This window comes from Brucella pseudintermedia (genome assembly GCF_008932435.1).
GTDB classification, from domain to species: Bacteria; Pseudomonadota; Alphaproteobacteria; order Rhizobiales; family Rhizobiaceae; genus Brucella; species Brucella pseudintermedia.
Genome location: NZ_WBWE01000003.1, coordinates 300694 through 327038 on the forward strand (window position 1 = coordinate 300694; position 26345 = coordinate 327038).

Sequence of the window (26345 nt, forward strand, 5' to 3'; positions counted from 1 at the left end):
TCTCCGACATGCGGGACAACACGCTGGATTTCTACAATTCCAATGCGGTCGACTATGCGGATGACGGCAACATGCCGAACCCGAAACTATTCGACTTTCTGAAGCGCTGCACCCCAGGCGGGCGAATCCTGGAACTGGGAACAGGCTCTGGCACCGATGCCAGCGCCATTCTGAACGCCGGATTTCAGCTCGATGCGACGGATGGCTCCTCCGAACTGGCAGCGATCGCTTCGAAACGGCTCGGGCAGCCCGTCCGCACGATGATGTTTGACGAGCTTTCAGCGGTCGAGAAATATGACGGTATTTACGCCTGCGCCTCGCTGACCCACGTGCCCAGGGCCGAACTTGGTCCTGTCATCGAACGCGTTCATGCTGCCTTGGTGAAAGGCGGGATTGTGTGGGCCAGCTTCAAGACCGGCGCGGCTGAAGGCCACGACGCGCTTGGCCGCTATTACAATTATCTATCGTCGCAAGAGTTGCAGGGCTATTGGAACGCCAACGGCTACTGGTCCGGCATCGAAATTGAATGCTGGACCGGCAGCGCCTTTGACAAACGTGTCACCGACTGGGCCGCAGTCGTAGCGGTGCGATAACCGCGAGGAACGGCGTCAGAAATTGAGCCGGGCCATTGCAAGGGAGTCGACAAATTCGCCAGCCCGGAAAGTATCTTGCCGACGTATGCCTTCCGAAACAAAGCCGAACTTTTCATAAAGGCGGATTGCGGGAGCATTGTCGACGTAAACAGTGAGTTCAAGGCGTTTCAGACCAAGCCAGTTGTCGGCAATGTCGATCAGTTCGGTCATGAATGCCGTGCCGATCCCCTTGCCGACATGATCGTCATGTATGCCCATGATGAGTGCTGCGCAATGACTCCGCCGTCCAGCGTGCCGGAGCAAACCAGCGTTTCCGACGATCTTGTCATTGATTGTCGCAACGATAACTGTCGATTCCGGTCCAAGAGACTCCAGCTACTTGCGTGTCGTCTCAAGGCGTTGAAACGGAATACGTAACGTACCAAACCGGAATCCCGGCATGTTCTGCAAATGGGTGAGACCTTCCGCATCTGCGGCTTCCACTGCGCGAATGACGAGATTTTCAGGCCGCATTTGCTCTCCCGTGCCTTTTCAGTTCCTCACTATATTCAATTGGTCCACTGGCAAACATCCAGACATGCGGAGACCGGCTGGCGATTCTTATCGCAAACGCAGCCCTTGGCTGCAGAATAAGTTGCGATTGGCATATTTCCCCGGTCATATGAAGAAATATGAGCGAGCGCGACACTGGAAACCATCAGGCACAGTATTCGGTACATTTTGAACTCCCGTGCTTGGCAAGATCAGACATTGTCCTTGCCGGCAGGAAAATTCTCAATTCCAACAACCGCCTCATGTTTTTATGGAAGCACCGTTTGCGGTAACCATAACAGGCTGAAAGCAATGCCGCCTATGGCGGCATTGCAAAGGTCGGACGGCCAGCGGCCTTTTGCACTTATTTTTCAGGGCCGTAAGCGTCGAAATCAAAGTACTTGTCGTTGACTTCCTTGTACTTGCCGTTAGCGCGAATGGCCTTGATCGCATTGTTGAACTTTTCAACCAGTTCAGGCCTACCCTTCTTCAAGGCAACGCCGACGCCAACACCGTGGATGTTGTCATCGGGCGGATAGGTGCCGACCATCTTGCAGCAGGCGCCATCCGGCGTCTTCAGCCACTCGCTCAAGGTTACGCTGTCATCGTTGACGGCATCAAGGCGGCCGTTGGCCATGTCGAGGCGATATTCCTCTGCTGTCGGATAGGCCTTGATGGTGCTGTCGGTGAAGGCGTGTTCGGCATAATTCGCGTGGGTCGTGGAGACCTGAACACCGATCGTCTTGCCCGCCAGGTCTTCCTTGGTCACGCCCTTGATGTCGGTGTCCTTCGGCGCGGCGATCCCAGGCGGCGTGTTGTAGTATTTATTGGAAAAATCAACCTGTTTCTTGCGCTCTTCGGTGATCGACATGGAAGAAACATAAGCGTCGAACTTCCCGGCCTGAAGTGCCGGAATGGTGCCGTCCCACTCCTGGGTGATGAATGTGCACTCGGCCTTCATCTCCTCGCAAAGCGCCCGTGCGATATCGACATCAAAGCCCGACAGAGAGCCATCCGGGTTGATGAAATTGAACGGCGGGTAAGCGCCTTCGGTTCCGATAATCAGTTTCAGCGGTTCTTCGGCGCTCGCAGCGCCAATTGCCAAACCACCTGTCGTGGCCACGATCCCCACCATCGAAGCTGCCACAGCGATACGCTTTATAACGCGCATTCCAATTCCTCCCATTTCGTATTGGCTTTCCCGGAATTGATCTTCCGGTTCGGCCCCTTGCAAAGGGGAAGATTCACGCCGGCAACGCACATTGCCGACTCGTCATAATTTCTCCCCCGTTGTTATCATTAGATCGTTCGGCGCGGCTTGCACAATGTCTTTTCGTTTGGGCAGAACATCGATGTCGTGCTGGGACTGAGGCACAATTCTTCCATCAGGGATGGACAAGCAAAAACCTCAACAGATCGGTGTCGAAAACGCCTGCTCTTCCCTGACCATCTGCACGCCTGAAAGGATCCGCATGCGATGGATAGCTTAGATCAACCATCCTTCGGTACAATGGCGGCAGTTGATGCCCTTTGTCCACGAGCGCTAGCTTTGGACTCCGCCCCTTTTTGGCCTACTTTCTCAACGATGCGACGCGGGCCTGCTATCAAATGTCAAACCTGTAGCCCGGAATCCATTCGGCGTGCGGAGACAACTTCAGGAAGAATGATGGGACCGTACAAAAATCGGCTTGCAAGATGCTGAAGCGTTTTCCTCGCTTTGCCGGCGGCTCCGCAATAGGGGCTGTCATCGACTATATCGTGACCCTCTGTTCAAGCCATTATCTGAATTTATATCCGTCTGTCGCGCTGGCAATTGCCATGGTTATCAGCGGATCTACGGTGTTTTTCTTCCACGTCCGCATCACATACGGAGACACAACGGGAAACCTGTTTCGGCGCTACGTCCTCTTTATGATTTGGACCTGCCTGATCTTCTTCTTGCGAGCGATTGTCTTGCAGGGTGGCCTGTACACTGGCCTGCCGCTTGCTGTCGTGTTACTCATTGCGCTTGCATTTGTCTCGATACTTAATTTTATCATTTCAACCGTTATCATTTTCGCAAAGAAACCGTCATGAGCGCCAGGACCCTCTGCATCATCATTCCGGTCTATAATGAGGCGGAAGGTTTGGCAGATTTGCTCGCCAAGCTTAACGTGATTGCTGACAGAACAGCTACCGAGTTTGGGATCGCCATCGAATTCATCTTTATCGACGATGGTAGCAGCGATGACAGTTTTACCCTGTTGTGTTGATTGCCACTGAGAACTGACCCGGCGTTTCCACCGAGAATTGGCTCTGACTCATATTTGCTGTTGTTGGTATGCAGACTTTCGCTGGTTCACTGGAAGGATCAGCAATGCAACATCGATTTCAGCGCACGGGTCTCGCACCGGACGGTTTTTTGGTAGATTCAGTGCAGTTCGCCGACGAGAGCGTGCAAATCCTGTTACGATCACGTTCTCCCTCAGGGCTTTGCCCCAGTTGTGGGCGGTCGAGCCGCCGCGTTCAAAGCCGATATCTGAGAAGGCCAGCGGACTTGCCCCTTTGTGGTCGGCGAGTGGAGCTGACGATTGTGGCGCGTCGGTTCTGGTGTGATGCCGTTTTATGTGGGCGGCGCATCTTCTGCGAACAGTTCAATGACGGTGTCCTGGCACGCTATGGTCGGCGGACCCAACGGCTGGAGACAATTGTCCACCACCTCGGTCTCGCGCTTGGCGGCAGGCCTGCGGCGGCCTTTGCCGAGCGCCTGATGGTGCCAGTGAGCAACGACACGTTGCTACGGGTGGTTCGCCGCCGAACGGCTGATCAGAACGATGAGCTAACGGTCATCGGCATTGATGATTTTGCCTTCCGACGCGGCCAGACATATGGAACGATCATTTGCGATCTGAAGCGCCGGCGGCCAGTCACCCTTCTGCCGGATCGTGCGTTGGATACGTCTAGAGCATGGCTTGCCGGACACCAGTCAATATCGATTGTCGCCCGCGATCGGGGCGGTGGCTATGGTGAGGCCATCGCGAAAGCTTTACCTGACGCTGAACAGGTCGCCGATCGATGGCACCTTATGGAAAACTCGAGCCGGGCGTTTCTGGATGCGGTTGGCAAGTCGATGCGCCATATCAGGCAAGCGGTCGGCAGCAACGTCGTTGATCCCAAGCTTCTAACTTACGCGGAAAGGCTACAGTATGAAGGATATCTGCGCCGTCAGGAGACCAATGAGGCGATACAAGGATTGGCCAAGAAGGGAATATCAATTCGGCAGATTGTCCGGCAAACCGGTCATAGCCGAAAACTGGTTCGCGATGTCCTGCGTGGTCAACGCCTCGATGTATTCCGAACGAAGCCGAGTTCGCTGGATAACTGGCTGCCATGGCTTAACAACCGTTGGGAAGAAGGGGCGCGAAACGCCTTGGCGCTGTGGCGCGAGATGAAAGCAAAAGGCTTCCCAGGACAGAGCGGTGTTGTCTCGCAATGGGCACAACGTCGACGTTTGGCTGAGAAGGCAGGCCAGAGCGGATTTGCGCGCACGCCATCGTCGCGGGTTATTGCTCGACTGATGACCGCCGCACGCGATGACCTGGCAAAATCCGAGGCTATCCTTGTCGCGGCAATCGAAGTGAACGTTCCGGAGTTGGTTGCTGCCCGCAAGGCCATTGGGGACTTTCAATCTATGATCCGTTCAAAGTCAGCGGCGAAACTTGAAGGCTGGCTTGAAACCGCCAGGGACAGTTTGATTGGGTCCTTTGTAGGCGGCGTTGAAAAGGACCTCGATGCAGTCCGAAATGCTATCGTCTCCCCTTGGTCGAACGGGCAAACAGAAGGCCAAATTACCCGCCTGAAACTGATCAAACGCCAGATGTACGGGCGCGCAAAACTCGACCTTCTGCAAGCACGGCTGATTGGTACATCATAGGGCTTCTACTTCAGCAAATCTGCGTCAGAGCCAATTCTCAATGGAAATATCAGGCCACGCTGGGTCAGTTCTCAGTGGCAATCAACATTATACGGTCCATCCGCGCGGCGTATTGTATGGTCCAAAGACTCGAATAACGGCAAAAGTTGAAAAGACTCGTCGGATAAGAAACTGGATTCAGGTTCGTAAGGCTAATCGCACCGTGCCATTGTATGGTTCAAAGACTCGGACGCCGCTAAGCGCAAAAAGACTCGCCCGAAACGAAATCGGTTTCAGGTTCGTATGGTCGCTTTCGAATGGAAAGGGGCCATACAGGCCTGTCGCGAGAATAAACGTTGAAAGGTTTATCGGAAAGGAACGTAGGTAAATGTTGGTATGGTCCTACGCATGAAGCGTAAAGCCATACAGGACTGAACGCTGAAGAGACTCGCCCGCAATGAAAGTGGATTCAGGTTTGATATGGTTTACCGCCCCATGCGGTGGACCATACGAGACTTGAACGACTATACCGCCTTCAGGTTGGTATGGCTTTATGCATCATGTATAGAACCATACAGGACTCAGGCGAGGCCAGACGCTTAAAGGCCCCTGCGCCGCAAACGCAGCTTCCGACTCCCAATTGTCATGCTTTTAATCGGATCGCGACTAAGCAAACTCGCCCGAAAAACCGGGACGAAACCCGCCGTGGCGCTACCTATTTGCTACCTAGGCTAAATCAATAATGTTTCTAAGTACTTGATTTTTATGGCGCACCCGACAGGATTCGAACCTGTGACCTCTGCCTTCGGAGGGCAGCACTCTATCCAGCTGAGCTACGGGTGCATAGCCGGAAGGCTCGAAGCCTTTACATGCGCGTTTCTAACCGAACCGCGCATGTGCATCAACGACTTATTTTGAGAAATCAGAGCAAAGTTGCGACAGCTTCCGCTGTTACGAACGCAAGCCCGGGGCCTCCTGCCCCGTCCGCTCGACATATTCCGTATAACCGCCGCCATATTGGTGAATGCCGTCAGGAGTCAGTTCCAGAACCCGGTTCGACAATGCGCCAAGAAAATGCCGGTCGTGCGATACGAACAGCATCGTGCCTTCATAGGCTGCAAGCGCCTTGATGAGCATTTCCTTGGTATCGAGATCAAGATGGTTGGTCGGCTCGTCCAGAACGAGGAAGTTCGGCGGATCGAAAAGCATCGCTGCCATGACAAGGCGCGCCTTTTCGCCGCCCGAAAGCACACGGCACTTCTTTTCGATGTCGTCACCGGAGAAACCAAAGCAGCCGGCGAGTGCCCGAAGCGGCGCCTGCCCCGCCTTTGGAAAGCGCTCTTCCAGCCATTCAAGTATCGTCGCGTCGCCGTCAAGCACATCCATCGCATGTTGCGCGAAATAGCCGAGCTTGACGCTCGCGCCGATATTGACACTGCCCTTGTCCGGTTCGGCAGCGCCGGCAACCAGCTTCAGCAGCGTCGATTTTCCAGCGCCGTTGACACCCATGATGCACCAGCGTTCGCGGCGGCGCACCATGAAGTCAAAACCGTCATAGATCGTGCGGCTGCCATAAGTCTTGTGCACGCCCTTCAGGCTCACCACGTCCTCGCCCGAACGCGGCGCAGGCGCGAAATCGAAGGCGACCGTTTGGCGGCGGCGCGGTGGCTCGACGCGATCGATCTTCTCCAGCTTCTTCACGCGGCTTTGGACTTGCGAAGCATGGGAAGCACGCGCCTTGAAGCGCTCGATGAACTTGATCTCCTTGGCAAGCATTGCCTGCTGACGTTCAAACTGGGCCTGCTGCTGCTTTTCATTCAGCGCCCGTTGGCTCTCATAGAAGGCATAATCGCCGGAATAGGTCGTCAGCGAGCCGCCGTCGATTTCGATAATCTTGGTGACGATGCGGTTCATGAATTCGCGGTCGTGCGAGGTCATCAGCAACGCGCCGTCGTAATTTCTAAGGAACGCTTCCAGCCAGATGAGGCTCTCCAGATCGAGATGGTTGCTCGGTTCGTCGAGCAGCATCACATCCGGGCGCATCAGCAGGATGCGCGCCAGCGCAACACGCATTTTCCAGCCGCCGGAGAGCTTGCCGACATCGCCGTCCATCATTTCCTGCGTGAAGCTCAGGCCCGCCAGAACCTCGCGCGCGCGGCCATCCAGACCATAGCCGTCCAGCTCTTCATATCGCGCCTGCACTTCACCGTAGCGCTCGATGATCGCATCCATCTCGTCCATGCGGTCAGGATCGACCATCGCGGCTTCAAGCTCGCGGAGTTCCGCCGCAACCACGCTGACGGGGCCAGCACCTTCCATGACTTCCGCCACGGCAGAACGCCCGCCCATTTCCCCGACGTTCTGGTCGAAATAGCCGATTGTCACGCCTTTCTCGACGGAAACCTGCCCTTCGTCCGGCTGTTCATCGCCCGTAATCATCCGGAACAGTGTCGTTTTGCCCGCACCGTTGGGCCCCACAAGGCCGATCTTTTCGCCGCGGTTCAAAGCGGCGGACGCCTCGATATAGAGAATGCGATGGCTGTTGGACTTGCTGATATTGTCGATACGGATCATGAAACGGGAGGACTTTGCGAGAGGATGGGAACTTAAGGCGGTCGCGTTGCGGCCACCCTATGCCATGACAGCACGGGCAAGTCACCCCACTTCGCGATTGTGAGCGTGACAGAATGTTCAGGGAATGTTGTGCAGCCACTGCTCGGTCGAGAATTTCTCGATTACGAGCTTTTCCGCCGCCACATATTCCTCCGGCGTGATGGTGCCGCTGACGCCGCCATTGAGGGACACGAAGGTGTCCTTCATGCGCTTGATGACTTCCTCGCGCGGCAGCCCCGTCTGGCTGCGAACCGGATCGACACGCTTGACGGCACTTGCCGTGCCCTTGTCGCTCAATTTCTCGCGCCCGATGCGCAGGACTTTCACCATTTTCTCGGCGTCCATGTCATAGGCCATGGTCACATGATGGAGGACCGTTCCCTTGGAAAAGCGCTTCTGCGCCGCGCCACCAATCTTGCCCTTGGAGCTCGAAATATCGTTGAGCGGCTTGTAAAACGCATCGATGCCAAGCGAATTGAGCGCTTTCAGCACCCAATCGTCCAGAAATGCATAGGAATCGGCGAAGCTCATGTCGCGGACAAGTTCGCCGGGTGCATAAAGCGAATAACTTATGGTGCTGCCAGGTTCAACGAACATGGCGCCGCCGCCGGTCACGCGCCGGACAGTCTCGACGCCAAATTCGCGCGTTGCCTCCATATCGACTTCGTTGCGCAGCGACTGGAACGCGCCGATGATGATGGCGGGGCGTTCCCATTCCCAGAAACGCAATGTTGGCGCGCGGCGTCCGGCGGCGACTTCCTTTGCCAGAACCTCGTCGAGCGCCAGATGCATCGCGGGCGAAACCGCAGGCATTTCGACGATCTGCCACTCAAAATCCCGCCATGTGCGTGCAACGCCCAGTGCGCGCCGGACGGCAATCGCCACCGCTTCGGGGCTGAAACCGAGCATCATGGCATCCGGACGAAGACCCACCCTCACCGCGTCTGCGATCTGCTCCGACGAGGCATCGGCGGAGAGACCTTCAACAGCGTTGCGGATATCCTGCAAAGCCTCATCCGGCTCAAGGAAGAAATCTCCCGCAACCTGCACATCGCTTAAGCGTCCGTCGCGGACATCCAGATCAACTACGACAAGTTTTCCACCGTGGACTTTATATTCGCCGTGCATGTGTGCAGCCTCCCGAACAGTGAACGTGAGTGTTTCATTTCATGAAACCTGCGGGAAAGGAAGCTCGTTCCGAGCAAAAGAGCGGGACTATATTCCAGCTTCAGATGGCGCGGAACGTTGAACAAGCGATGTCTGGCGCGCTTCTTTCGTTTTGTGGCCGACATAAAACCCAACGGCGACCATGGCCGCCAGAACAACGATGATCGATTTGAAACGAAAAGGCAGTCGATGCATTTCATAACCTCATTCTTGCCGCAGCAAACCAGAGCAGAAAATGTTTGTCGACCCCGCCTCATGGAATTCTTAACCAGCTGGCAAAATTCCCATTGGACACAGCACATTCATCCTCTGTTCAAGATACCGGAACTAAAGCATATTTCACCGATATCAGAGGGACTCATCATGATACCTGCACTCAAGACGACCGTTGCTTCAATATGCCTTGGCGGCCTGGTAACCGTCCTCGCCCCGCTCGTTGCGCCGGCATCGGCAGCACAGCTGCAGCGCTGCGCCAGCGAGAACGGAATTTGCCAGCTGCCCTACCCGGCCGAAGTGGTTTACGGCACTGGCGGACGGAATACCTCCCGCTTCATCGACCGCCCGCAGGTCAACTGCTCCAACCGCGTCTTCGGCGACCCCGCGCCCGGTCAAAAGAAGAGCTGCTCCTTCGTCGTACAGGATCGCTGGGACAGGCCGGATCGTCCGGGCCGTCCTGATCGCCGCGATCGTCCGGGCCGGTATGACCCGTATGACCGCTACGAAGATCGCGACCGTGACCGTGACCGTGACTGGAGTCGTTGCGCAAAGGAAGGCGGTTTCTGCGATTTTTACGGGCGCAAGCGCGTCCGCTACGGCGCCGAGGGCCGCTTTACTGAAGGCGTGTTCCGCAATGGCGTTCGCTGCGACAACCGCACCTTCGGTGATCCCGCACGCGGCAAGTCCAAGACCTGCTACGTTCTCGACTGAAAATCGAACGCACGACCAGGCGTTTCGATACAAATACAAAAAGGCGGCGACCGGATCGGTCGCCGCCTTTGTCGTTAGAAACATGGACTGGAGGTCATCATAATTCTACGACAATGCTTGTGCCGATGGCGGCACTGTCAGCCAGCCTGTTAGAACGAGCGCTGGAAACGGATCTTGCCCTGCCAGGCGTCCTTGCCGTCCATGCTCGTGTTCTTGTCCTGCCACTTGGTGTAGGAAACTTCAGGCGTGATGGTGAAGCCAGGAACGAGCTGATAGGCGACGTTGGCGGTTGCGGCGAAGGTTTCGCTGTCGTCGTAAGCGGCCTGTACGTTGAAGGTCGCCTTGCTGGTCGCCTTGAACGCTGCGCCGCCCCAGACTGCCCAGTCACCGCCCCACGTGCCGTAGAACGAGTCGACGATACGGACGCGATAGCCACCCGACGTACCGTAATGATCGTCGTTGGACTTGTAGGCGCCTTGCAGCCAGACCGAGAACTGATCCGTGATGTTGACATCGCCGCGGACCTTTCCGGCCCATTCCTCATTGCGGGCATCATAGGCTACGACGCCGGCGATCTTGCCCCAGCTCTGCTCGTATTTGAGACCGCCAACCACATGCGGCATGTAGTCCTTGATGGTGACATCAACGTTGGAATCGGAGTTGCCGCCTTCTTCGAACGAAACGATGGCCGAGAAGCCGTTTCCGCCCTTGAAGGTATAGCTGATGAGGTTGGTACGATAACCGCCAGCGAGGATCACGTCGTCGCTGATGACGTTGCCGAGATAACCGGTAAAGGTAACGAAGGCCGATTCATCGAGACCGACGCGCAGGCCGCCAAGCTGGATATAGGCATAACGCAGCGATGTGCTGGTGGAACCGCCATTATAATTGTCGGCCTTGCCATTGCCGTCGCCCGTCCAGTCGTAGCGCAGTTCGCTGTAGGTCTTGAGCGTGCCGAGATCCGTTTCGGAAGCGGTGGAGAAACGCAGGCTGACGCGGGCCAGCTTGTTCCAGGTGTCACGCTCCAGCTGTGCCGGGGTGCGGGCATAGTTGTTGTCGCCGCCGCTTGCATCATAGCGAACGTAGCCATGAATGCGCAGGCAGGTTTCCGTTCCCGGAATGTAGAAATAGCCAGCGCCATATGCATCGCATACGCGGACATATTCGACTGCTTCGGGTTCAGGCGCCACGATTGCATCGGCTGCCTGCGCGCCGGAAATCGCTACGAGCGATGCAGCTGAACCAAGAAGTATTTTTCTGATAGTCATAAAATGCGTCTCCAATGGAAGGGTTAGACGCCACCGCTATATTTATTCACCATAATTTGATCAATGTTTATTCGATGTAAGTTTTGTGAATTATTTATATGTGATATAAAAACTACTTCATATAACTTTATATATACTTCATTTAATCGACGATCGGCAAAAAAATGCTCTTCATCGTCGCAACATACGACGAATCCACCATTCCAGCGATTTTGTTAGTCTGCCCCTTAATGCCCGTCCGATCCGCTCGAGAAGCGGTCGCCCTCGCCTAACCGGCGACGATGAAGGTTTTATAACAGCATGAAGAAATATACGTCGTAACCCGATAATGACCGCTGTTGCGTCTCGGGCGCAAAAGCCGCGACCTGTCAATTCAACTGTCAAAAATGTTGATTCGTCATTGCGGACCTGACGAAGTGATTTTCCTCGGTCATTGTGTCGTCTCATAAAGAAAATAAACGTCGCAGGGGTGAAGCAGTGGTTCTATTCTCTATTGTCATAGGCGTTCTGACATCAGCGGCGGTGATCGCCGCGTGCATTATGCTTTGGAGATATGAACGTTCCTGAGACCGATGAAAGTTTGACGCGCTGCCGCCGCCTTCGACAGAAAACTCACATAAGCGATGGCACCATTAACCAGTGGCTTCTAGAACTCGCAATCGATCAAGCTGGAATTCGGCTTCTTTGCGCGCTCGCGGCAGGTGCGGCGAGCCGGATCATTCGGCGTTGAAGTAGGAATGGTGGGCGTGACAGGGATTGAACCTGTGACCCTTCGCGTGTGAAGCGAATGCTCTCCCGCTGAGCTACACGCCCGATGAGCAGCGCTCAATCAAGGTGGTGCGGATATACTGGCCTTGGGCTGCATAAGTCAAGCATCTTGCGCGCCACTTCCCAAAGAGATTTTATCTCCTGTCTGTCTGCCCCATCAACAAAGAAAAACGGCAACCATCCAGCGATGATTGCCGTTCTGTTTTCATATGGCAACGGATTTCAGAGCGCCGCCAGACGCGAATCCGCAGTCTTGTCGAATGCCTTCTGCAAGCCGGAATCACGGTCGTAGACATCCCCATAGTAGCGAATCTGTCCGTTCGCATCCGGCCATGCGGTGAAATAGGAGATATAGACCGGAACCGGCTCCTTCACCTTGATCCCGCGCTCGTTCTTGCCGAAGTATTTTTCAAGGTCGGCCACCGATGTTCCCATGACCGCAGCCGCCATGTCACGCGGGCGTTCCAGACGGATACAGCCGTGGCTGAGCGCCCGCATGTCGCGGCTGAAATAGGATTTGGCTGGCGTGTCGTGCATGTAGATATCATGCGCATTGGGAAACAGAATCTTGAGTTCGCCCAGCGCATTGTCGAGGCTCGGTTTCTGGCGAATGCCGACATGGGCCTTGCCTGCGGCAACCGCGCTCCAGTTGACGGCGCTGGCCGAAACCTTCTTGCCGTCCGCATAAACCTCATAGCCGTTGCGGTCGAGATAGCTCGTGTCCCGTATGACCTTCGGCAGCATCTCGTTCAGGATGATCGAGCGCGGCACACCCCATGACGGGTTGAAAACGACCGTCTGCACCTTGTTGTAGAAGAAATAGGTCTGGTGGCTCGGAGAGCCGATGACCACATTCATGGCCAGCTTTTCTTTTCCATCCTCGAAATATTCCGCACGGTAAGCCGGCTGATTGACCATCACGTAGCGCGTGCCGAAATCATGCGGGAGCCAGCGCAGGCGTTCCATGGAATAAAGGATACGGTCGCGCTTGATGGAGGACTGCTCGCCCTGAAGGGCAGAAAGCGTATTGCGGCCAATGACGCCATCCGGCGTGCTGCCGGAAAGCTTCTGGTAGTCCTTGATGGCCGCAACCAGCTCCGGATCGTAAACGTCGCCGTTTGCATGTGCGTCCAGCACCTGCCTGTGCTCTGCCAGATAGCTGGCGGGCGCATGTCTTGAGATCAGGGCAACGACCTTGCTGAGCTGATCGTTCCTGTCTCCCGGCTTGATGACGCCGTTGAGGGAGATGCGGATCGGTTCGGCCGTTGGCGGCTCGGTATTCGCCAGTTCGCGCTTCAAGGCTGCATATTGCGCATTATCCGGCTGGAAGCCATGCAGATAGGCAGCCGGATCGCTTTCCGACGCCAGTTTCTCAAGAACCGCTTTCGGATCGACGCGATTGCGCGGCAAATCGTGGAAACCGCTCAGCCGGTCCGCGATGACACGCCCCTCGCCTGCGTCAATGGCGTAACGCAGCGCGCGCGCCGACATGCGGATTTCAAATTCTGCAAGTTTCTGCTGGCGCTCGGCTTGGGCGGCAGCATCGAAAGCGTCAGCCGGAATCGTGACCGCATATTCGTCGGGATTGAGCCCGTCTTCATCGGCACGGGCAAAGAAAGCCGCGACGTCCTTGGCGCGGTCCAGCACCTTGTCGTCAGCCGACCACATGAAGCTGCGCTTGCTGGAATAATAGTCGACAATAGCCTGTGCTATCTCTTTTTCGGCCTTGACGTTGACGGACTTCAGATAGTCCATCGCCGCATCGAATGCACGCTGTCCGGCAGTCTCCTCACGGACCTTTGGACGGATGGGCGACATGCCGGATGTCGGCGGATCAACGGTGGCAGGCCCGGTTGCGGCTGTGACGCCCATGTCGAGCGCACTGAAATCGACATTGACCAGGGCGTCGGGCTTATAATCGTAAATCTGCGGTCCCTTCACCGTCACGCGCTGCGCTGGCGGAACGCTGCGTGCGGCGGTATTCGGCGTGGACGGACGCGGAGCCGCAACGGCTTTCGGTGCTGCTGCCTTTGGAAGCTCCGGCTGGGGAGCCGCCTGTGGCACCTGCTGCTGGCGACGCTGCTGAAAAAGCTCCAATAACGAATTTGCGGCCTGCGCCTGCGCTGAGGGAAGCAATACCGAAGCTGCCAGAGCCAGCGCGGCTGCGCGGCGGATGGCTGGTCCGCACCCAGTGCCGCTCTTCTCATCTGTCTGCGAGTGTCTGGGAAAGTGCATTTCAAACCGCCCAAATTGATGCGTTCGCTAAACAAGCGAATCCGTCCGAATCTCGCAGTTAGAATTTACCAATCTCGTATAGAAACTTTTAACGCTAATGTTTCCGGAAGCAATTAAGCGGTCTGCATTGATCACAATTGTTTGAGGCAACTTCCTGGGAGGCTGGCCCGGAATGCCCCCGGTGAACAAATTGACGCAGTGGCATCCATCCCGCATCGCGCTACAAGCCCGTCAGACTTTGGTTCCGAAGCTCCCTTCGGGGCTTCGATCAACATATCGCGCGAGCCGGAATTACGACCATCTCCGGCTGGTGCAGCTGGCAAGCAAGCGAGGTACCGCGATGGCAGAAGCAAGCGCCGCCGATCTTTTTCCTCTTGGTGAAGACGACACCCCTTACCGCAAGCTGACTTCGGATCATGTTTCTGTCGATACGTTCAAGGGACAGGAAATACTGACGGTCGATCCGGAAGGGCTTCGCCTGCTTTCGGAAGCGGCTTTTGCCGACATCAACCATCTGCTGCGCCCCGGCCATCTTCAGCAGCTTGCCAAAATTCTCGAAGACCCCGAAGCGACCGATAACGACCGTTTTGTTGCCTACGATCTTCTGAAGAACGCAAATATCGCCGCTGGCGGCGTACTGCCCATGTGTCAGGATACCGGCACGGCCATCATCATGGGCAAGAAAGGCCGTCGCGTCTGGACCGAAGGCGGTGATGCCGACGCGCTGGGCGCGGGCGTTCTCGATGCCTACAACAAGAAGAACCTGCGTTATTCGCAGCTCGCCCCTCTGTCGATGTTCGAGGAAAAGAACACCAAGAACAATCTGCCCGCGCAGATCGACATTTATGAAGAAGGCGAAGACGCCTACAAATTCCTTTTCGTCGCCAAGGGCGGCGGTTCGGCAAACAAGACGTTTCTTTATCAGGGAACGCCATCACTGCTGACGCACGACCGCATGATCGACTTCCTCAAGGACAAGATCCTGAGCCTCGGCACAGCCGCCTGCCCGCCTTACCATCTGGCGATTGTTATCGGCGGCACTTCTGCCGAGATGAACCTGAAGACGGTCAAGCTTGCCTCGACGCGCTATCTGGACAGCCTGCCGACCAAGGGTTCGGAAACCGGCCACGCCTTCCGCGACCTCGAAATGGAAGCTGAAATCCATAAGCTGACGCAATCGCTCGGCGTCGGTGCGCAGTTCGGCGGCAAATATTTCTGCCATGACGTGCGCGTCATTCGCCTGCCGCGCCACGGTGCTTCGCTGCCGATCGGCATCGGCGTTTCCTGCTCTGCGGACCGTCAGGCCAAGGGCAAGATCACCAAGGACGGCATCTTTCTGGAAAAGCTGGAAACCAATCCGGCCAAGTACATGCCGGACATTGACGAGGAAAAACTGTCGTCGCATGTGGTCAAGATCGACCTCAACCAGCCGATGCAGGACATCCTCAAGGAATTGTCGAAGCACCCGGTCAAGACGCGCCTGTCGCTCACCGGCCCAATCATCGTGGCGCGCGATCTGGCGCATGCCAAGATTCGCGAGCGGCTTGAAAACGGCGAAGCCATGCCGGATTATTTCAAGAACCACCCGATCTATTATGCAGGCCCGGCGAAGACGCCAGCCGGTTACGCCTCCGGCTCGTTCGGGCCAACCACGGCTGGCCGCATGGATTCCTATGTTGACCAGTTCCAGTCCTTCGGCGGTTCGATGGTCATGCTCGCCAAGGGCAACCGTTCGCGCCAGGTGCGTGAGGCCTGCGGCCAGCACGGCGGCTTCTATCTGGGTTCCATCGGTGGCCCGGCTGCCCGTCTGGCGCAGGATTGCATCAAGAAGGTCGAGGTCGTCGAATATCCGGAACTCGGCATGGAAGCCATCTGGCGCATCGAAGTGGAAGATTTCCCCGCCTTCATCGTCATTGATGACAAGGGTAATGATTTCTTCAAGGAGCTCAATCTGGGTTAAAGTATTTCCAGCAAAAGTGCGAAGCGGTTTTGCGTAGGATAATGCGACGAAACAAACGCTTAGAGCACAGATTTGATTGAATCAGATCTGTGCTCCAAGCAAATGAAAGGGCGGCGCGAGCCGCCCTTTTCGTTTCAGGCGTTTGCGCCGCCGTCGACAGTAAGCGAAGCGCCCGACACGAAACGTCCCTCGGGGCTAGCAAGCCAGGCTACCAGACTTGCAATATCGTCAGGCGAACCGAAGCTGCCGGTAGCGATGCGCTCGCGCTGCTGTTCGGCATGATCCCCACCGGCCGGGTTCATGTCGGTATCGGTGGAACCGGGGTGAACGACATTGACCGTAATGCCCTTCGGACCGAGATCGCGCGCCAGACCTTTCGTCAGACCGATCAAAGCCGCCTTGCTGGCCGCATAAAGGCTGATGCCCGGCCACGGCACGCTTTCCGCCAGATTGGAGCCGATGGTGATGACCCGCCCGCCAGCGCCAAGGTGCGGAGCGGCTGCGGAAACGGCGGCAAAGACGGCGCGGAAATTCACCGCCATCACATCATCGAAATCGGCAAGCGTGACTTCTTCCAACGGGGCCGCATGCCAGATACCGGCGCTATTGACCAATATATCCAGACGACCGAATTCCTTGACCGTTGCTTCGATGGCTGCAGCAATCTGGCTGGCGTCGCGGTTATCAGCCTTCAATGCCAGCCCCTTGCCGCCATTGGCCACGATTTCTGAAACCACGGCATCGGCTTTTTCCTTGCCATTCACATAAGTGATGACGACTGCCGCGCCATCTTTTGCGAGCCTGCGCGCAATCGCAGCGCCTATGCCGCGGCTTCCACCGGTGACGAAGGCAACCTTTCCGTTCAGAGCTTCTGCTGGCATGCCATTTCCTTTCTGTATCGATTGATACATAATTGCTGACAGGCTTGCGCGGAACCGTCAAGCGATTTATTTATTGATCGATACAGAAAGGTTCAGACGTGGCAGAAAAAGGACGTCCCCGCAGCTTTGACCGTGAAACAGCGCTTCGGGCTGCGATGTTCGTATTTTGGGAAAAAGGTTTCGACGGCGCATCGCTGGCCGATCTGACGACGGCCATGGGCATCAACGCTCCCAGCCTCTATGCTGCATTCAAAAGCAAGGAAGAGCTATATCTGGAAGCCCTTGCGCTTTATGCGGGAGAAATCGGCGTTGAAATCTGGTCTAGCCTTGATGAAACGCCGAATGTCCGCACGGCTTTCGAGCGTTTCCTGTTCGCAACGATAGATGCCTATTGCCAGGAAACCGTGCCACGGGGCTGCATGATCACGCTGGACGCGCTGCATCGAACGCACTCAAGCGACAAGGTTTGCACCGTGCTGCGCAGCCGCCGCCAGTCCAATATTGAGACCCTGAAGAAGCGGCTGGATCGCGGTGTTCGCGACGGAGATATTCCGGTCTCCGTCAATTGCGAGGCGGTCGCAACCTTTTACGCGACGGTCCAGAACGGCATGTCTATTCTCGCGCGCGATGGCGGAACGCGCCAAGACCTTACCGCAACAGCGATGGGCGCCATGGCTGCATGGGAGAAACTGGTTTTCTCCGAAGCATAATCAGGCAACCAGCCTCAATCTCGGGCTGTCATCGAGATATTCCGCCACCAATGATGCCACCTCGCCACTTGCAATGATGCGGCGATGCCCAAGGCCATCGGCCCAATGCACCGTGACATGAGCGCCCGCCTTGCCAGCCGCTTCCGCGCAAATAGCAGGAACCTCCTTATCGTCATGTGCATGGATGACAAGTGTCGGTATCGTCATGCGGCGCAGGAGCACATCGGTATCGAAGTCCGTAATCGGGCGCGCTGCGATATGCCGGACCTGTTCCTTCATGGCGTTGCGCGCGTCACGGCCCAGCCTTAACACTTTGCTGAAACCGTCAAAAACACCCGCCATCGAGTGCGGGGAAGCAATCGTCACCAGCTTTGCCGGGCGGTGTGACCGGTAGCAACCAACGGAACCCGCAGCCGCATTGATAACGACCGCGCCGCCGAAAGAATGGCCGATCATCGCGTCGAACGGGCCATATTGACGCCACGCCACATCGACGGCTGCGATTGCCTGGATCATGTTAAGCGTGTGCCCCGCCGATGCGCCATGTCCCGGCAAGTCGATGGCGACGACCCGCTCGCCCCGTGCGACAAGCTCGCGAATGATCGTCATCATATCGGCCGCGCGCGATCCCCATCCGTGGACGACGAGCGACGTTCGCCCCACATGCCCCTTCGGCTCGAACAGATAGGTTGCAACAAGGCCGCGGTCGATGATCAGATCGAGCCGCTTTGCCTGACCGAGTTCCATGTTCGCTTTATGAAGACGCTCCGCATAGGCCTTGGTCTTCGGCTTGCGGCTCGGCGTTCGACAAAAAATCCTGAATGCAGCGCGGCCCGCTTTATCGGCATCAATGCGCCCGAGCACACCCAGGCCGAATCGCGTAACCTGCAAAGAAAACGATGTCATGACAGGGCCTCAATTATGTTCAATCCTGAACAAATAATTGTACAAGAATGAACAAAATGCAAGACGAGACTCAAAAACTGCCGTGGGACAATCCCCGCTTCAAGAACTGGATCGCCGTCGCTCGCGCCGGCAAGGCGGTGGAACGCGCCCTCGCCCAGGGACTATCGACGTTCGATCTGAAAATTGCCGACCTCGATGTGCTGATGAATGTTTATCGCCATCCCGGCGAATCCCAGCACGATCTTGCGCGCCGCATTTTGGTCGGGCGCTCAAACATCACCATGCTGCTGCCGAAGCTCGAAAAACGCGGCCTGCTGGTGCGCGAGGGCGACCCGGCGGACAAGCGCGTGATGCGCCTGACCCTGACCGCCAAGGGCGAAAGGCTGCTCGGACACGCGCTGACAGTCTACACGGAACTGATTGACCGCGTCATGGCGCAGTCAACAGCCGCGCAATGCAACGCAATGGGCGATGTGATGCGCCGCATCTGCGAAATGCTTGAAAAAGAATAGGCTCAGCGATCCCGCTTGAGCCCTTTTTCGGCCAGTTCATCGAGATAGGTTTGCCACAGAGTGTCCTTCTCGGTTCCGAGCTTGTGGAGATAGGTCCACGAAAACAGGCCGGTGTCGTGCATGTCGTCGAAGGTTATTCGAACGGCATAATTGCCGACCGGTTCGACCTTCATGATTTCGACGTCGCGCTTGCCGCCAACCGTCACGCGCTGTTCCGGTGAATGGCCCTGCACTTCCGCCGAAGGTGACAGCACACGCAGCAATTCGGCGGTCAGCTCGAACTTCTGGCCATCATCAAACGCCACCGTCAGCAGTCTGCGGTCGTGCGAAACGCGCAATTCAGTCGGCCAGACCTCGCTCATAACCATTCTCCAGCTTGGATAGTCGCCAGCTTTGATAGGCCCCGCGTTAAAATATCGCAATAGCCGCGGTCATTATTGAAAGAGCTTCGAGCGCGCCAAACTGGACAATGCAATCTGTAGGTCCTATTTCTAGGGAAACGATGCGGACATCCCTCCGCACCAAGCGGAAACAACGGCTTATGATGCACACAAACCAAGCCCAGCCAATTGTTTCTCCGAATGGACCCATGATCGATCCTTTCGGGCGCGCCGTTACCTATCTTCGCGTTTCGGTGACGGATCGCTGCGACTTCCGCTGCACCTATTGCATGGCGGAACATATGACGTTCCTGCCCAAGAAAGATTTGCTGACGCTTGAGGAACTGGATCGCCTCTGCACCGCCTTTATCGACAAGGGCGTGCGGAAGCTGCGCCTGACCGGCGGCGAGCCTTTGGTGCGCAAGAATATCATGCATCTCATCCGGCAGCTTTCGCGCCACCTGAAATCCGGCGCGCTGGATGAGCTGACTCTCACCACGAACGGATCGCAGCTCGCGCGTTTTGCCGATGAACTGGCGGATTGCGGCGTGCGGCGCATCAATGTCTCGCTGGACACGCTCGATCCGGAAAAATTTCATCAGATTACCCGTTGGGGCGATCTGCCACGGGTTCTGGAGGGCATTGAAGCCGCCCAGCGTGCCGGTATCCGCGTCAAGATCAATGCCGTCGCACTCAAGGATTTCAACGAACACGAAATTCCTGAACTGATCCGCTGGGCGCATGGCCGCGGCATGGACATGACCCTCATCGAAACCATGCCGATGGGCGAGATCGAGTTCGACCGCACAGAGCAATATCTGCCGCTCTCTCAAGTGCGGGAGGATCTGTCGCGGCAGTTCACGCTGTCCGATATTCCGTATCGCACGGGTGGCCCTGCCCGCTACGTGACGATTGAAGAAACGGGCGGACGGCTTGGCTTCATCACGCCGATGACCCACAATTTCTGCGAAAGCTGCAATCGCGTCCGGCTCACCTGCACCGGCATGCTCTATATGTGCCTCGGCCAGAACGACGATGCCGATCTGCGCAAGGCCCTGCGGGAAAGCGAAAGCGATCTGCTGCTCAGCAAGGCTATCGATGAAGCCATTTCGCGCAAGCCGAAGGGGCACGATTTCATCATCGACCGCGATCATAACCGCCCGGCGGTTGCGCGCCACATGAGCCTTACCGGCGGTTGAGCTGCTTTATACTTAAAAGAACCAACAGCCCGAAATAATTGTCGCGAGATCGACTTTAACACGCTATGCAATCCAAGGCTCAGGGCCTAAACCGGATTCTGTATCGTGCCGCAGTCAGCAAATTTTCGTGCAAGTATTTTCATGCTTCTCGCCATGGGGACCTTCACCATTGGCGATACAATCACAAAATATCTCCTGACCGAGATGAACAGCGGGCAGTATATGCTGGTCCGCGGCATATTCGCGACGGTGCTGATCGGTTTGCTGGCCTGGCGCCGCGGGGCGTTGCGCAATCTTTCGCTGGAAAAGATGACAATCCTGCGGGTCGTGGGCGAAGTCGTTGCTACGATCACCTATATCTACTCCCTTGGCCATCTTTCCCAGGCATTCTGTTCTGCCGTCTTTCAGGCAACGCCGCTTGTCGTGACGCTTGGAGCAGCTCTGTTCCTGAAGGAGAAAGTGGGCTGGCGCCGCTGGTGCTGCATTCTTGCCGGTCTGGCTGGCGTTCTCATCATCATCCGCCCCGGTACGGATGGCGCTGCCAGTCTTACCGCTGTCGGCGTGCTTCTTGCCAGCGTCTGTTTTGCTGCCACGCGAGACATTGCCACGCGCCGCGTGCCGGCGCATGTCCCCACCCTCTATCTATCGACGTTGACGGCAGGCGCGATATCGCTGACAGGCGGCGCGCTGACAGTTCCCATGGGCGGATGGCAGCCGCTTGGAATGTCAGCTGTCGGCGCAATGGCGGTTGCTGCCGTTCTCCTTCTCGTCGGCTATCATTTCATCATTCTGGCGATGCGCGAAGGAGAAGTTTCGTTCGTTTCGCCATTCCGATATTCCAGCCTGCTCTGGGCAATCGGCCTCAGCACTCTGGTCTTCGGCGAAGCGCCTGACATATACACGATCATCGGATCGATTCTGGTGGTCGGAAGCGGCGTCTACATGGTCTATCGCGAAAACGTATTGAAGAAGCGCGAGCGCAACAAAAGCACGCTCGCGACAATCCCGACCGGCGTGGAACCCTCATGATTGCAGGAGCCATCATTGCCGGCGGGCTTTCCAGCCGCATGAAGGAAGGTGGCGTCGCGGGCGACAAGTTCCTTCAGCCACTTGATGGCACCAGCTCCGTCATTGCCCATGTCATCGCGCGGCTCAGACCACAGGTCGAAACTCTGATTATCAACGCGAACACCGAGGATACGCGCCTCAGCGACCTCGGACTTTCGGTCATAAGGGACCTGCCTTCAAAACATGGCGGTCCGCTGGTCGGCATCCTGACGGCGCTGACATACGCGCACGAGACTTCTCTTTTGCTGACAGCGGCAGCCGATACGCCATTCGTGCCACATGATCTCGCCGACCGCCTTCTGGCGCGCCGCGATCAGACGGGAGCGCGCATCGTTCTCGCCACATCCTTGGAACAAATCCATCCGATTTTCGGTCTGTGGGAAACGGGGCTCGCAAAAGAACTGTCCGCCTGGCTCGCCGGTACGAACAAGGCCAGCGTCCTTTCGTTCGCTAAACACATAGGTTTTGAGACTGCCGATTTTCCGCTTGCCTTCGCTGGCGATAGCCCGGAAACATATGACCCGTTCTTCAACATCAACCGGCCCGACGATCTCGTCGCGGCCCGAAAACTGGCTGGGTCGATGAAATGAACCAGAAGCTTTTCGGTATTACCGGCTGGAAAAATTCCGGCAAGACGACGATGACCGAGCGTCTGGTTGCATGCCTGACCGCCCGTGGATACCGCATCGCGACGATCAAGCACGCCCATCACAATTTCGACATCGATCATGAGGGAACCGATTCCTGGCGACATCGAAAAGCCGGAGCGGCGGAAGTCGCAATAGTCTCGTCGCAACGCTACGCCATCATGCATGAGAGCCTGGGCGAAGAAGAGCCTTCTTTGCATGAGATTGCCGCCAAGCTGGCGCCCTGCGATCTGGTTCTGGTCGAAGGCTACAAGCGAGAAACGCATAAGAAAATCGAGTTGCGCCGCCGGGGCAGCCATGAAGGTCCGCCGCTTTCCGCCGACGATCCGACTGTCGTCGCCGTTGCCAGCGACGAGCCATATCCCATGGAAAAAGTCCCCGTGTTCAGCATCGATGATATTGAGAAAATAGCCGATTTTATCGAATGTGAGATGGGGCTATGAGTAACTCCCTATAGATTGCCATACAGATAGTTATTTCCGTTATGCTGATTTAAAAACATACGGAAAAGGCCGACGAATCCACGTTTAAGACACACAATTTAATTACACGGACCATCTTGCCAATTGTCCAAAAATGGTGGGAATATCGCAAGCAGACCCGATGGTGGAGATGGAAGCGCGAAAAAATATTGCGCATGATCGGCTCAACCATCTATTGGTAACGACAGGGGGAATCCGCTGCCAAACGTGCAATTTTAAGTTACACGGTCGCGACTACCCCTTAAGCGGCTGAACCAGAAGAAATAATCAGGGAACCAGCCAGAACAAACGAGAGGACTGAAAATGCGCGTAATGAAGCGTATCGCCGCTGCAGCATCGGTTGCAGCACTGGCAATGACGATTGGCAGCATGGCTGCTGGCGTTGCACATGCAGAAGAGCCCCTCAAGCTCAAGATCGGCACCGAAGGCGCCTATCCTCCTTTCAATTTCATCAAGCCGGACGGTACCCTCTCGGGCTTCGACGTCGATATCGCCAAGGCCCTCTGCGAGGAGATGAAAGCCGAGTGCGAATTCGTCACCCAGGAGTGGGATGGCGCTATTCCCGCGCTTCAGGCTGGCAAGTTCGACGCCTTCATCGCCTCCATGTCCATTACGGACGAGCGCAAGAAGCAGGTCGACTTTTCCAATAAATATTACAACACGCCTCCCGGCATTGCGGCTCCCAAAGACACCGACATCAAGGGTGTGACCAAGGAAGACCTCGCAGGCAAGACCATCGGCGTACAGGTTTCCACCACGCACTCCAACTACTCGGAAAAGACCTTTACCGACAGCACGATCAAGGCTTATCCGACGGCGGAAGAATACCGCCTTGATCTCGCCAATGGCCGTCTCGACGCCGTCAACGACGACAGCGTGACGCTGGCCGAATGGCTGAAGACGCCGGATGGCGCCTGCTGCAAGATGGTCGGCACGTTCCCGCCGGTTGTCGAAATCCACGGTCCGGGCGCCGGTGTCGCCTTCAAGAAGGGCCGCCCGGAACTGGTTGAAAAGTTCAACGCGGCCATCAAGGCCATCCGCGCGAACGGCAAGTACAAGGAAGTCAACGACAAGTACTTCGACTTTGACGCTTATGGCGCTGAAAACTAATCCCAAATGATAGACATGCGCCGGTTTGCGTTTCGTCAAACCGGCGCAAAACATTTTTACGGGCATGCCGCACAAGCCTGGCCGGGGCTGATCCTCGCGGGCGATAAAAACACAGGCAAATGCCTTCAGGAAAAAGAACAGGCGCATGGAACATTACGCCACTTTGTTGGGTTTCGGCCCGGACGGTTGGGGGGCAAGCATTGCCTGGGGCCTTCTGGTTACCGTCTCGCTGGCTCTCGCAACACTTCCCGTCGGTCTCGCACTCGGATTTCTGGTTGCCGTCGGCAAACAATCCAGCGAACCGTCAATAAGGCTCGCAGCGAATATCTACACCACTATCTTTCGTGGCTTGCCTGAGCTTCTGACCCTCTTTCTCGTTTATTTCGGCGCCTCGCTTGGCCTTCAACGGCTTTTGAGCCTGTTCGGTGTCGACGCCAATGTCGAAATCAATGCTTTCGGCGCAGGTATGGTCGCGCTGGGCTTCGTCTTCTCGTCCTATTCGAGCGAAGTCTTCCTCTCGGCATTCCGCGCCATCCCGCGCGGGCAATATGAAGGCGGCTATGCGGTCGGCCTGTCGCACTGGCAGACCATGCGCAAGGTCATCCTGCCGCAATTGATCCGTATCGCCCTGCCCGGACTTGCCAATCTGTGGCTGGTGCTTCTCAAGGATACATCGCTGGTTTCGGTCATCACCCTGTCCGATATCCTGCGGCAGACCTCCATTGCCGCGCGCGTGACCAAGGAACCGTTCCTGTTCTTTGGCATCGCCTGCCTGCTCTATCTGGTCCTCGCAATCATCTCGTCCTACTTCATCGACCGCATTGCCCGTTGGGCCGATGCAGGCGCCAACCGTTCGCGAGGTGCGTGACATGAGCCAGACGGTTTCCAACACGACAATTCCGGCGATGGCCCCGCCGCCAGTAGAAAAGCAATGGACGCGAATGCGCGTTGCGGGTCACATCATAGTTGCTCTCTGGTTTCTCCTCTTCTCCGGTCTTGCGATCTATCTCTATAATGCATGGCGGGTCGATCTGTTTGAAACCTACGGGCCGCGCTACTGGTCCGGGCTCCTGATAACGCTGAAGCTGGTCGCCATCTCCGTCGTCATAGGCGCGCTGCTCTCGCTTCCGATCACCGCCGCACGCATGTCCAGCAATCGGTGGCTTCGCGGAATTGCCTTCGGCTACGTCTATTTCTTCCGCGGCACGCCGCTGCTCGCCCAGACCTTCCTTATCTATTACGGGTTCGGCACCTTTCGTCCATTTCTTGAAAGCATCGGGCTTTGGGTGTTCTTCCGCGACGCATGGAATTGTGCAATTTTGGCATTTTCGCTCAACACGGCGGCTTATCAGGCTGAAATTCTGCGCGGCGCCATCCAGAGCGTGGCGCCCGGCCAATGGGAAGGTGCCGCCGCTCTTGGCATCTCGAAGCGTGTGACCTTCTGGAAGGTCATTCTTCCGCAGGCGCTTATCGTGGCGTTGCGTCCTTACGGCAACGAAATCATCCTGATGATCAAGGGTTCGGCCATTGTGGCGATCATCACCGTGCTCGACCTGATGGGCGAAACGCGCCGCGCCTATTCGCGGACTTTCGATTTCCAGACCTATCTCTGGGCTGCGGTCATTTATCTGGTGATTGTCGAATGCCTGCGGCACGTGTGGGATTTTCTCGAACGACGGCTGACACGTCATCTTGTTCGCTAGAGCAATTCCTGTTCGCAGTTTTGCCGGAAATGCTCTGGAGATCACTAAATAGGCATAATCCAAAATATCGTCCCCGGAAGTCTTGCGGCTTTCGGGGACGATCTGTTTAGAATGCAGCTTTCGACGGGAATGCAACAGGCTGAGTCATGCTGAAAATCTGGGGTCGTATCAATTCCACGAATGTGAAGAAGGCGCTCTGGATAGCGTGCGAACTTGATCTTGCCTATGAGCAGATCGACGTGGGCGGCCAATTCGGCGGCTTGAAAGATCCCGCTTATCTTGCTCGCAATCCAAACGGGCTGATCCCGCTGCTGGAAGACGGCGACACTGTCTTGTGGGAATCCAATACCATCACCCGCTATCTTGCGGCAGTTTACGGCAAGGGAACGTTGTGGATCGAAGATCCGGCCAAGCGGGCGCAGGCTGAGAAATGGATGGACTGGGCTTCCACATCCCTCGCCTCCAATTTCAGCGATGTCATAAAGCATCTGGTCCGGCTGCCGGAGGCGGAACGCGATCCCGCTGTTCTGGAACGCGGTCTTCAGGGGCTTGCTCAATCCATGCGCATTGCCAATGACGGTCTCAAGGGTGCTGCCTGGTTCTCGGACGACCATTTCGGTATCGGCGACATCCCCATAGGGTGTTATGCATATGCATGGTTCGAGTTTCCGATCGAGCGCCCCTCTCTTCCGCGACTGGAAGACTGGTATGAGCGTTTGAAACAGCGTCCGGCCTATCAGGCAGCCGTTATGACGCCTCTCACCTGAATGGTTACATCTATACAGAGGAATGA

The 26345-nt window shown here is 56.4% G+C and carries 23 protein-coding genes, 2 tRNA genes and 2 pseudogenes; 16 read left to right on the forward strand and 11 right to left on the reverse strand.

Annotated elements, in window-relative coordinates; translation table 11 throughout:
• The first annotated feature begins 8 nt into the window (after window positions 1-8).
• Window positions 9-593, forward strand: a complete 585-nt coding sequence (locus tag F9K78_RS05980; RefSeq protein ID WP_121986399.1) for a class I SAM-dependent methyltransferase — start codon at window positions 9-11, stop codon at window positions 591-593.
• 15 nt (window positions 594-608) lie between these two features.
• Here F9K78_RS05980 and F9K78_RS05985 read toward each other — a convergent pair.
• Window positions 609-1106 (reverse strand): annotated as a pseudogene (locus tag F9K78_RS05985) (GNAT family N-acetyltransferase).
• Window positions 1107-1488: 382 nt separating this feature from the next.
• A complete protein-coding gene (locus F9K78_RS05990) occupies window positions 1489-2295 on the reverse strand; it encodes an ABC transporter substrate-binding protein (RefSeq protein ID WP_376903206.1) in 807 nt (268 codons plus the stop codon).
• Window positions 2296-2819: 524 nt separating this feature from the next.
• On the opposite strand from F9K78_RS05990, the gene F9K78_RS05995 reads away from it, so the two are divergent.
• The 3 genes and pseudogenes from F9K78_RS05995 to F9K78_RS06005 all read left to right on the forward strand — a co-directional run bounded on the left by F9K78_RS05995 (window position 2820) and on the right by F9K78_RS06005 (window position 5037).
• Window positions 2820-3200, forward strand: coding sequence for a GtrA family protein (locus F9K78_RS05995; RefSeq protein ID WP_121986398.1), 381 nt, complete (start codon window positions 2820-2822; stop codon window positions 3198-3200).
• Window positions 3197-3370: pseudogene (locus tag F9K78_RS06000) on the forward strand (glycosyltransferase); the annotation flags it as partial. The gene F9K78_RS05995 and the pseudogene F9K78_RS06000, both read left to right, overlap by 4 nt.
• 110 nt (window positions 3371-3480) lie before the next feature.
• Entirely contained in the window at window positions 3481-5037 is a 1557-nt protein-coding gene (locus tag F9K78_RS06005; protein WP_122066409.1) for an ISL3 family transposase, read from the forward strand.
• Window positions 5038-5782: 745 nt separating this feature from the next.
• On the opposite strand, the gene F9K78_RS06010 is transcribed toward F9K78_RS06005, so the two are convergent.
• From F9K78_RS06010 to F9K78_RS06020, 3 genes are all read right to left on the reverse strand, one after another.
• Window positions 5783-5859: transfer RNA gene (locus tag F9K78_RS06010), tRNA-Arg, on the reverse strand.
• Between the two features lie 108 nt (window positions 5860-5967).
• Window positions 5968-7590 (reverse strand): ABC-F family ATP-binding cassette domain-containing protein, encoded by a 1623-nt coding sequence (locus F9K78_RS06015; RefSeq protein ID WP_121983841.1) that lies wholly within the window; start codon window positions 7588-7590, stop codon window positions 5968-5970.
• A 117-nt stretch (window positions 7591-7707) separates the two neighbouring features.
• On the reverse strand, window positions 7708-8757 hold the full coding sequence (locus F9K78_RS06020) for a lipoate--protein ligase family protein (protein ID WP_151682100.1): 1050 nt from the start codon (window positions 8755-8757) through the stop codon (window positions 7708-7710).
• A 402-nt stretch (window positions 8758-9159) separates the two neighbouring features.
• Here F9K78_RS06020 and F9K78_RS06025 point away from each other — a divergent pair, with 402 nt between their 5' ends.
• Window positions 9160-9723: a hypothetical protein gene (locus F9K78_RS06025; RefSeq protein WP_121983839.1), complete on the forward strand. Its 564-nt coding sequence runs from the start codon at window positions 9160-9162 to the stop codon at window positions 9721-9723.
• Window positions 9724-9872: 149 nt separating this feature from the next.
• On the opposite strand, the gene F9K78_RS06030 is transcribed toward F9K78_RS06025, so the two are convergent.
• From F9K78_RS06030 to F9K78_RS06040, 3 genes are all read right to left on the reverse strand, one after another.
• Window positions 9873-10991: a porin gene (locus F9K78_RS06030; RefSeq protein ID WP_121986055.1), complete on the reverse strand. Its 1119-nt coding sequence runs from the start codon at window positions 10989-10991 to the stop codon at window positions 9873-9875.
• Window positions 10992-11729: 738 nt separating this feature from the next.
• A tRNA-Val gene (locus tag F9K78_RS06035) sits at window positions 11730-11804 on the reverse strand.
• A gap of 177 nt (window positions 11805-11981) precedes the next feature.
• Window positions 11982-13994, reverse strand: a complete 2013-nt coding sequence (locus tag F9K78_RS06040) for a L,D-transpeptidase family protein (RefSeq protein WP_121986056.1) — start codon at window positions 13992-13994, stop codon at window positions 11982-11984.
• Window positions 13995-14334: 340 nt separating this feature from the next.
• Between F9K78_RS06040 and F9K78_RS06045 the strand changes: the two genes are divergently transcribed.
• On the forward strand, window positions 14335-15954 hold the full coding sequence (locus F9K78_RS06045) for a fumarate hydratase (protein WP_121983836.1): 1620 nt from the start codon (window positions 14335-14337) through the stop codon (window positions 15952-15954).
• A 134-nt stretch (window positions 15955-16088) separates the two neighbouring features.
• Here F9K78_RS06045 and F9K78_RS06050 read toward each other — a convergent pair whose 3' ends face one another.
• A complete protein-coding gene (locus F9K78_RS06050; protein WP_121983835.1) occupies window positions 16089-16835 on the reverse strand; it encodes an SDR family NAD(P)-dependent oxidoreductase in 747 nt (248 codons plus the stop codon).
• Between the two features lie 98 nt (window positions 16836-16933).
• On the opposite strand from F9K78_RS06050, the gene F9K78_RS06055 reads away from it, so the two are divergent.
• Window positions 16934-17545, forward strand: coding sequence for a TetR/AcrR family transcriptional regulator (locus F9K78_RS06055; RefSeq protein ID WP_121983834.1), 612 nt, complete (start codon window positions 16934-16936; stop codon window positions 17543-17545).
• Here the strand turns inward: F9K78_RS06055 and F9K78_RS06060 are convergent, their stop codons facing one another.
• Window positions 17546-18451 carry an alpha/beta fold hydrolase gene (locus tag F9K78_RS06060; protein WP_121983833.1) on the reverse strand — a complete coding sequence of 302 codons (906 nt, stop codon included), beginning with the start codon at window positions 18449-18451 and terminating at the stop codon, window positions 17546-17548.
• 47 nt (window positions 18452-18498) lie between these two features.
• On the opposite strand from F9K78_RS06060, the gene F9K78_RS06065 reads away from it, so the two are divergent.
• Window positions 18499-18963 (forward strand): MarR family winged helix-turn-helix transcriptional regulator, encoded by a 465-nt coding sequence (locus F9K78_RS06065; protein ID WP_121983832.1) that lies wholly within the window; start codon window positions 18499-18501, stop codon window positions 18961-18963.
• A 2-nt stretch (window positions 18964-18965) separates the two neighbouring features.
• Here the strand turns inward: F9K78_RS06065 and F9K78_RS06070 are convergent, their stop codons facing one another.
• Window positions 18966-19325 (reverse strand): gamma-butyrobetaine hydroxylase family protein, encoded by a 360-nt coding sequence (locus tag F9K78_RS06070; RefSeq protein ID WP_121983831.1) that lies wholly within the window; start codon window positions 19323-19325, stop codon window positions 18966-18968.
• A gap of 182 nt (window positions 19326-19507) precedes the next feature.
• Here F9K78_RS06070 and moaA point away from each other — a divergent pair, with 182 nt between their 5' ends.
• From moaA to F9K78_RS06110, 8 genes are all read left to right on the forward strand, one after another.
• Entirely contained in the window at window positions 19508-20542 is a 1035-nt protein-coding gene (moaA, locus tag F9K78_RS06075; RefSeq protein WP_121983843.1) for a GTP 3',8-cyclase MoaA, read from the forward strand.
• A 141-nt stretch (window positions 20543-20683) separates the two neighbouring features.
• Window positions 20684-21571, forward strand: a complete 888-nt coding sequence (locus F9K78_RS06080; protein ID WP_121983830.1) for a DMT family transporter — start codon at window positions 20684-20686, stop codon at window positions 21569-21571.
• Window positions 21568-22200, forward strand: coding sequence for a molybdenum cofactor guanylyltransferase (gene mobA / locus F9K78_RS06085; protein WP_121983829.1), 633 nt, complete (start codon window positions 21568-21570; stop codon window positions 22198-22200). Before F9K78_RS06080 ends, mobA begins: the two co-directional genes overlap by 4 nt.
• The gene (gene mobB, locus F9K78_RS06090; RefSeq protein WP_121983828.1) at window positions 22197-22700 is read left to right on the forward strand and encodes a molybdopterin-guanine dinucleotide biosynthesis protein B; all 504 of its coding nucleotides are present in this window, start codon (window positions 22197-22199) and stop codon (window positions 22698-22700) included. Before mobA ends, mobB begins: the two co-directional genes overlap by 4 nt.
• A 342-nt stretch (window positions 22701-23042) precedes the next feature.
• On the forward strand, window positions 23043-23849 hold the full coding sequence (locus tag F9K78_RS06095; RefSeq protein WP_121983827.1) for an ABC transporter substrate-binding protein: 807 nt from the start codon (window positions 23043-23045) through the stop codon (window positions 23847-23849).
• 145 nt (window positions 23850-23994) lie between these two features.
• Complete coding sequence (locus F9K78_RS06100; protein WP_121983826.1) at window positions 23995-24717, forward strand: ABC transporter permease; 723 nt, start codon at window positions 23995-23997, stop codon at window positions 24715-24717.
• A gap of 1 nt (window position 24718) precedes the next feature.
• Entirely contained in the window at window positions 24719-25552 is an 834-nt protein-coding gene (locus F9K78_RS06105) for an ABC transporter permease (RefSeq protein ID WP_121983825.1), read from the forward strand.
• 146 nt (window positions 25553-25698) lie between these two features.
• Window positions 25699-26319, forward strand: coding sequence for a glutathione S-transferase family protein (locus F9K78_RS06110; protein ID WP_121983824.1), 621 nt, complete (start codon window positions 25699-25701; stop codon window positions 26317-26319).
• Window positions 26320-26345: the final 26 nt, after the last annotated feature.

Excerpts from the sequence above, each read along its gene's own strand:
- F9K78_RS05980 (WP_121986399.1), top strand. The coding sequence starts at position 9 with ATGCGGGACAACACGCTGGATTTCTACAATTCCAATGCGGTCGACTAT.
- F9K78_RS05990 (WP_376903206.1), bottom strand. The coding sequence starts at position 2,295 with ATGCGCGTTATAAAGCGTATCGCTGTGGCAGCTTCGATGGTGGGGATC.
- F9K78_RS05995 (WP_121986398.1), top strand. The coding sequence starts at position 2,820 with ATGCTGAAGCGTTTTCCTCGCTTTGCCGGCGGCTCCGCAATAGGGGCT.
- F9K78_RS06005 (WP_122066409.1), top strand. The coding sequence starts at position 3,481 with ATGCAACATCGATTTCAGCGCACGGGTCTCGCACCGGACGGTTTTTTG.
- F9K78_RS06015 (WP_121983841.1), bottom strand. The coding sequence starts at position 7,590 with ATGATCCGTATCGACAATATCAGCAAGTCCAACAGCCATCGCATTCTC.
- F9K78_RS06020 (WP_151682100.1), bottom strand. The coding sequence starts at position 8,757 with ATGCACGGCGAATATAAAGTCCACGGTGGAAAACTTGTCGTAGTTGAT.
- F9K78_RS06025 (WP_121983839.1), top strand. The coding sequence starts at position 9,160 with ATGATACCTGCACTCAAGACGACCGTTGCTTCAATATGCCTTGGCGGC.
- F9K78_RS06030 (WP_121986055.1), bottom strand. The coding sequence starts at position 10,991 with ATGACTATCAGAAAAATACTTCTTGGTTCAGCTGCATCGCTCGTAGCG.
- F9K78_RS06040 (WP_121986056.1), bottom strand. The coding sequence starts at position 13,994 with ATGCACTTTCCCAGACACTCGCAGACAGATGAGAAGAGCGGCACTGGG.
- F9K78_RS06045 (WP_121983836.1), top strand. The coding sequence starts at position 14,335 with ATGGCAGAAGCAAGCGCCGCCGATCTTTTTCCTCTTGGTGAAGACGAC.
- F9K78_RS06050 (WP_121983835.1), bottom strand. The coding sequence starts at position 16,835 with ATGCCAGCAGAAGCTCTGAACGGAAAGGTTGCCTTCGTCACCGGTGGA.
- F9K78_RS06060 (WP_121983833.1), bottom strand. The coding sequence starts at position 18,451 with ATGACATCGTTTTCTTTGCAGGTTACGCGATTCGGCCTGGGTGTGCTC.
- F9K78_RS06065 (WP_121983832.1), top strand. The coding sequence starts at position 18,499 with ATGAACAAAATGCAAGACGAGACTCAAAAACTGCCGTGGGACAATCCC.
- F9K78_RS06070 (WP_121983831.1), bottom strand. The coding sequence starts at position 19,325 with ATGAGCGAGGTCTGGCCGACTGAATTGCGCGTTTCGCACGACCGCAGA.
- moaA (WP_121983843.1), top strand. The coding sequence starts at position 19,508 with ATGCACACAAACCAAGCCCAGCCAATTGTTTCTCCGAATGGACCCATG.
- F9K78_RS06080 (WP_121983830.1), top strand. The coding sequence starts at position 20,684 with ATGCTTCTCGCCATGGGGACCTTCACCATTGGCGATACAATCACAAAA.
- mobA (WP_121983829.1), top strand. The coding sequence starts at position 21,568 with ATGATTGCAGGAGCCATCATTGCCGGCGGGCTTTCCAGCCGCATGAAG.
- mobB (WP_121983828.1), top strand. The coding sequence starts at position 22,197 with ATGAACCAGAAGCTTTTCGGTATTACCGGCTGGAAAAATTCCGGCAAG.
- F9K78_RS06095 (WP_121983827.1), top strand. The coding sequence starts at position 23,043 with ATGCGCGTAATGAAGCGTATCGCCGCTGCAGCATCGGTTGCAGCACTG.
- F9K78_RS06100 (WP_121983826.1), top strand. The coding sequence starts at position 23,995 with ATGGAACATTACGCCACTTTGTTGGGTTTCGGCCCGGACGGTTGGGGG.
- F9K78_RS06105 (WP_121983825.1), top strand. The coding sequence starts at position 24,719 with ATGAGCCAGACGGTTTCCAACACGACAATTCCGGCGATGGCCCCGCCG.
- F9K78_RS06110 (WP_121983824.1), top strand. The coding sequence starts at position 25,699 with ATGCTGAAAATCTGGGGTCGTATCAATTCCACGAATGTGAAGAAGGCG.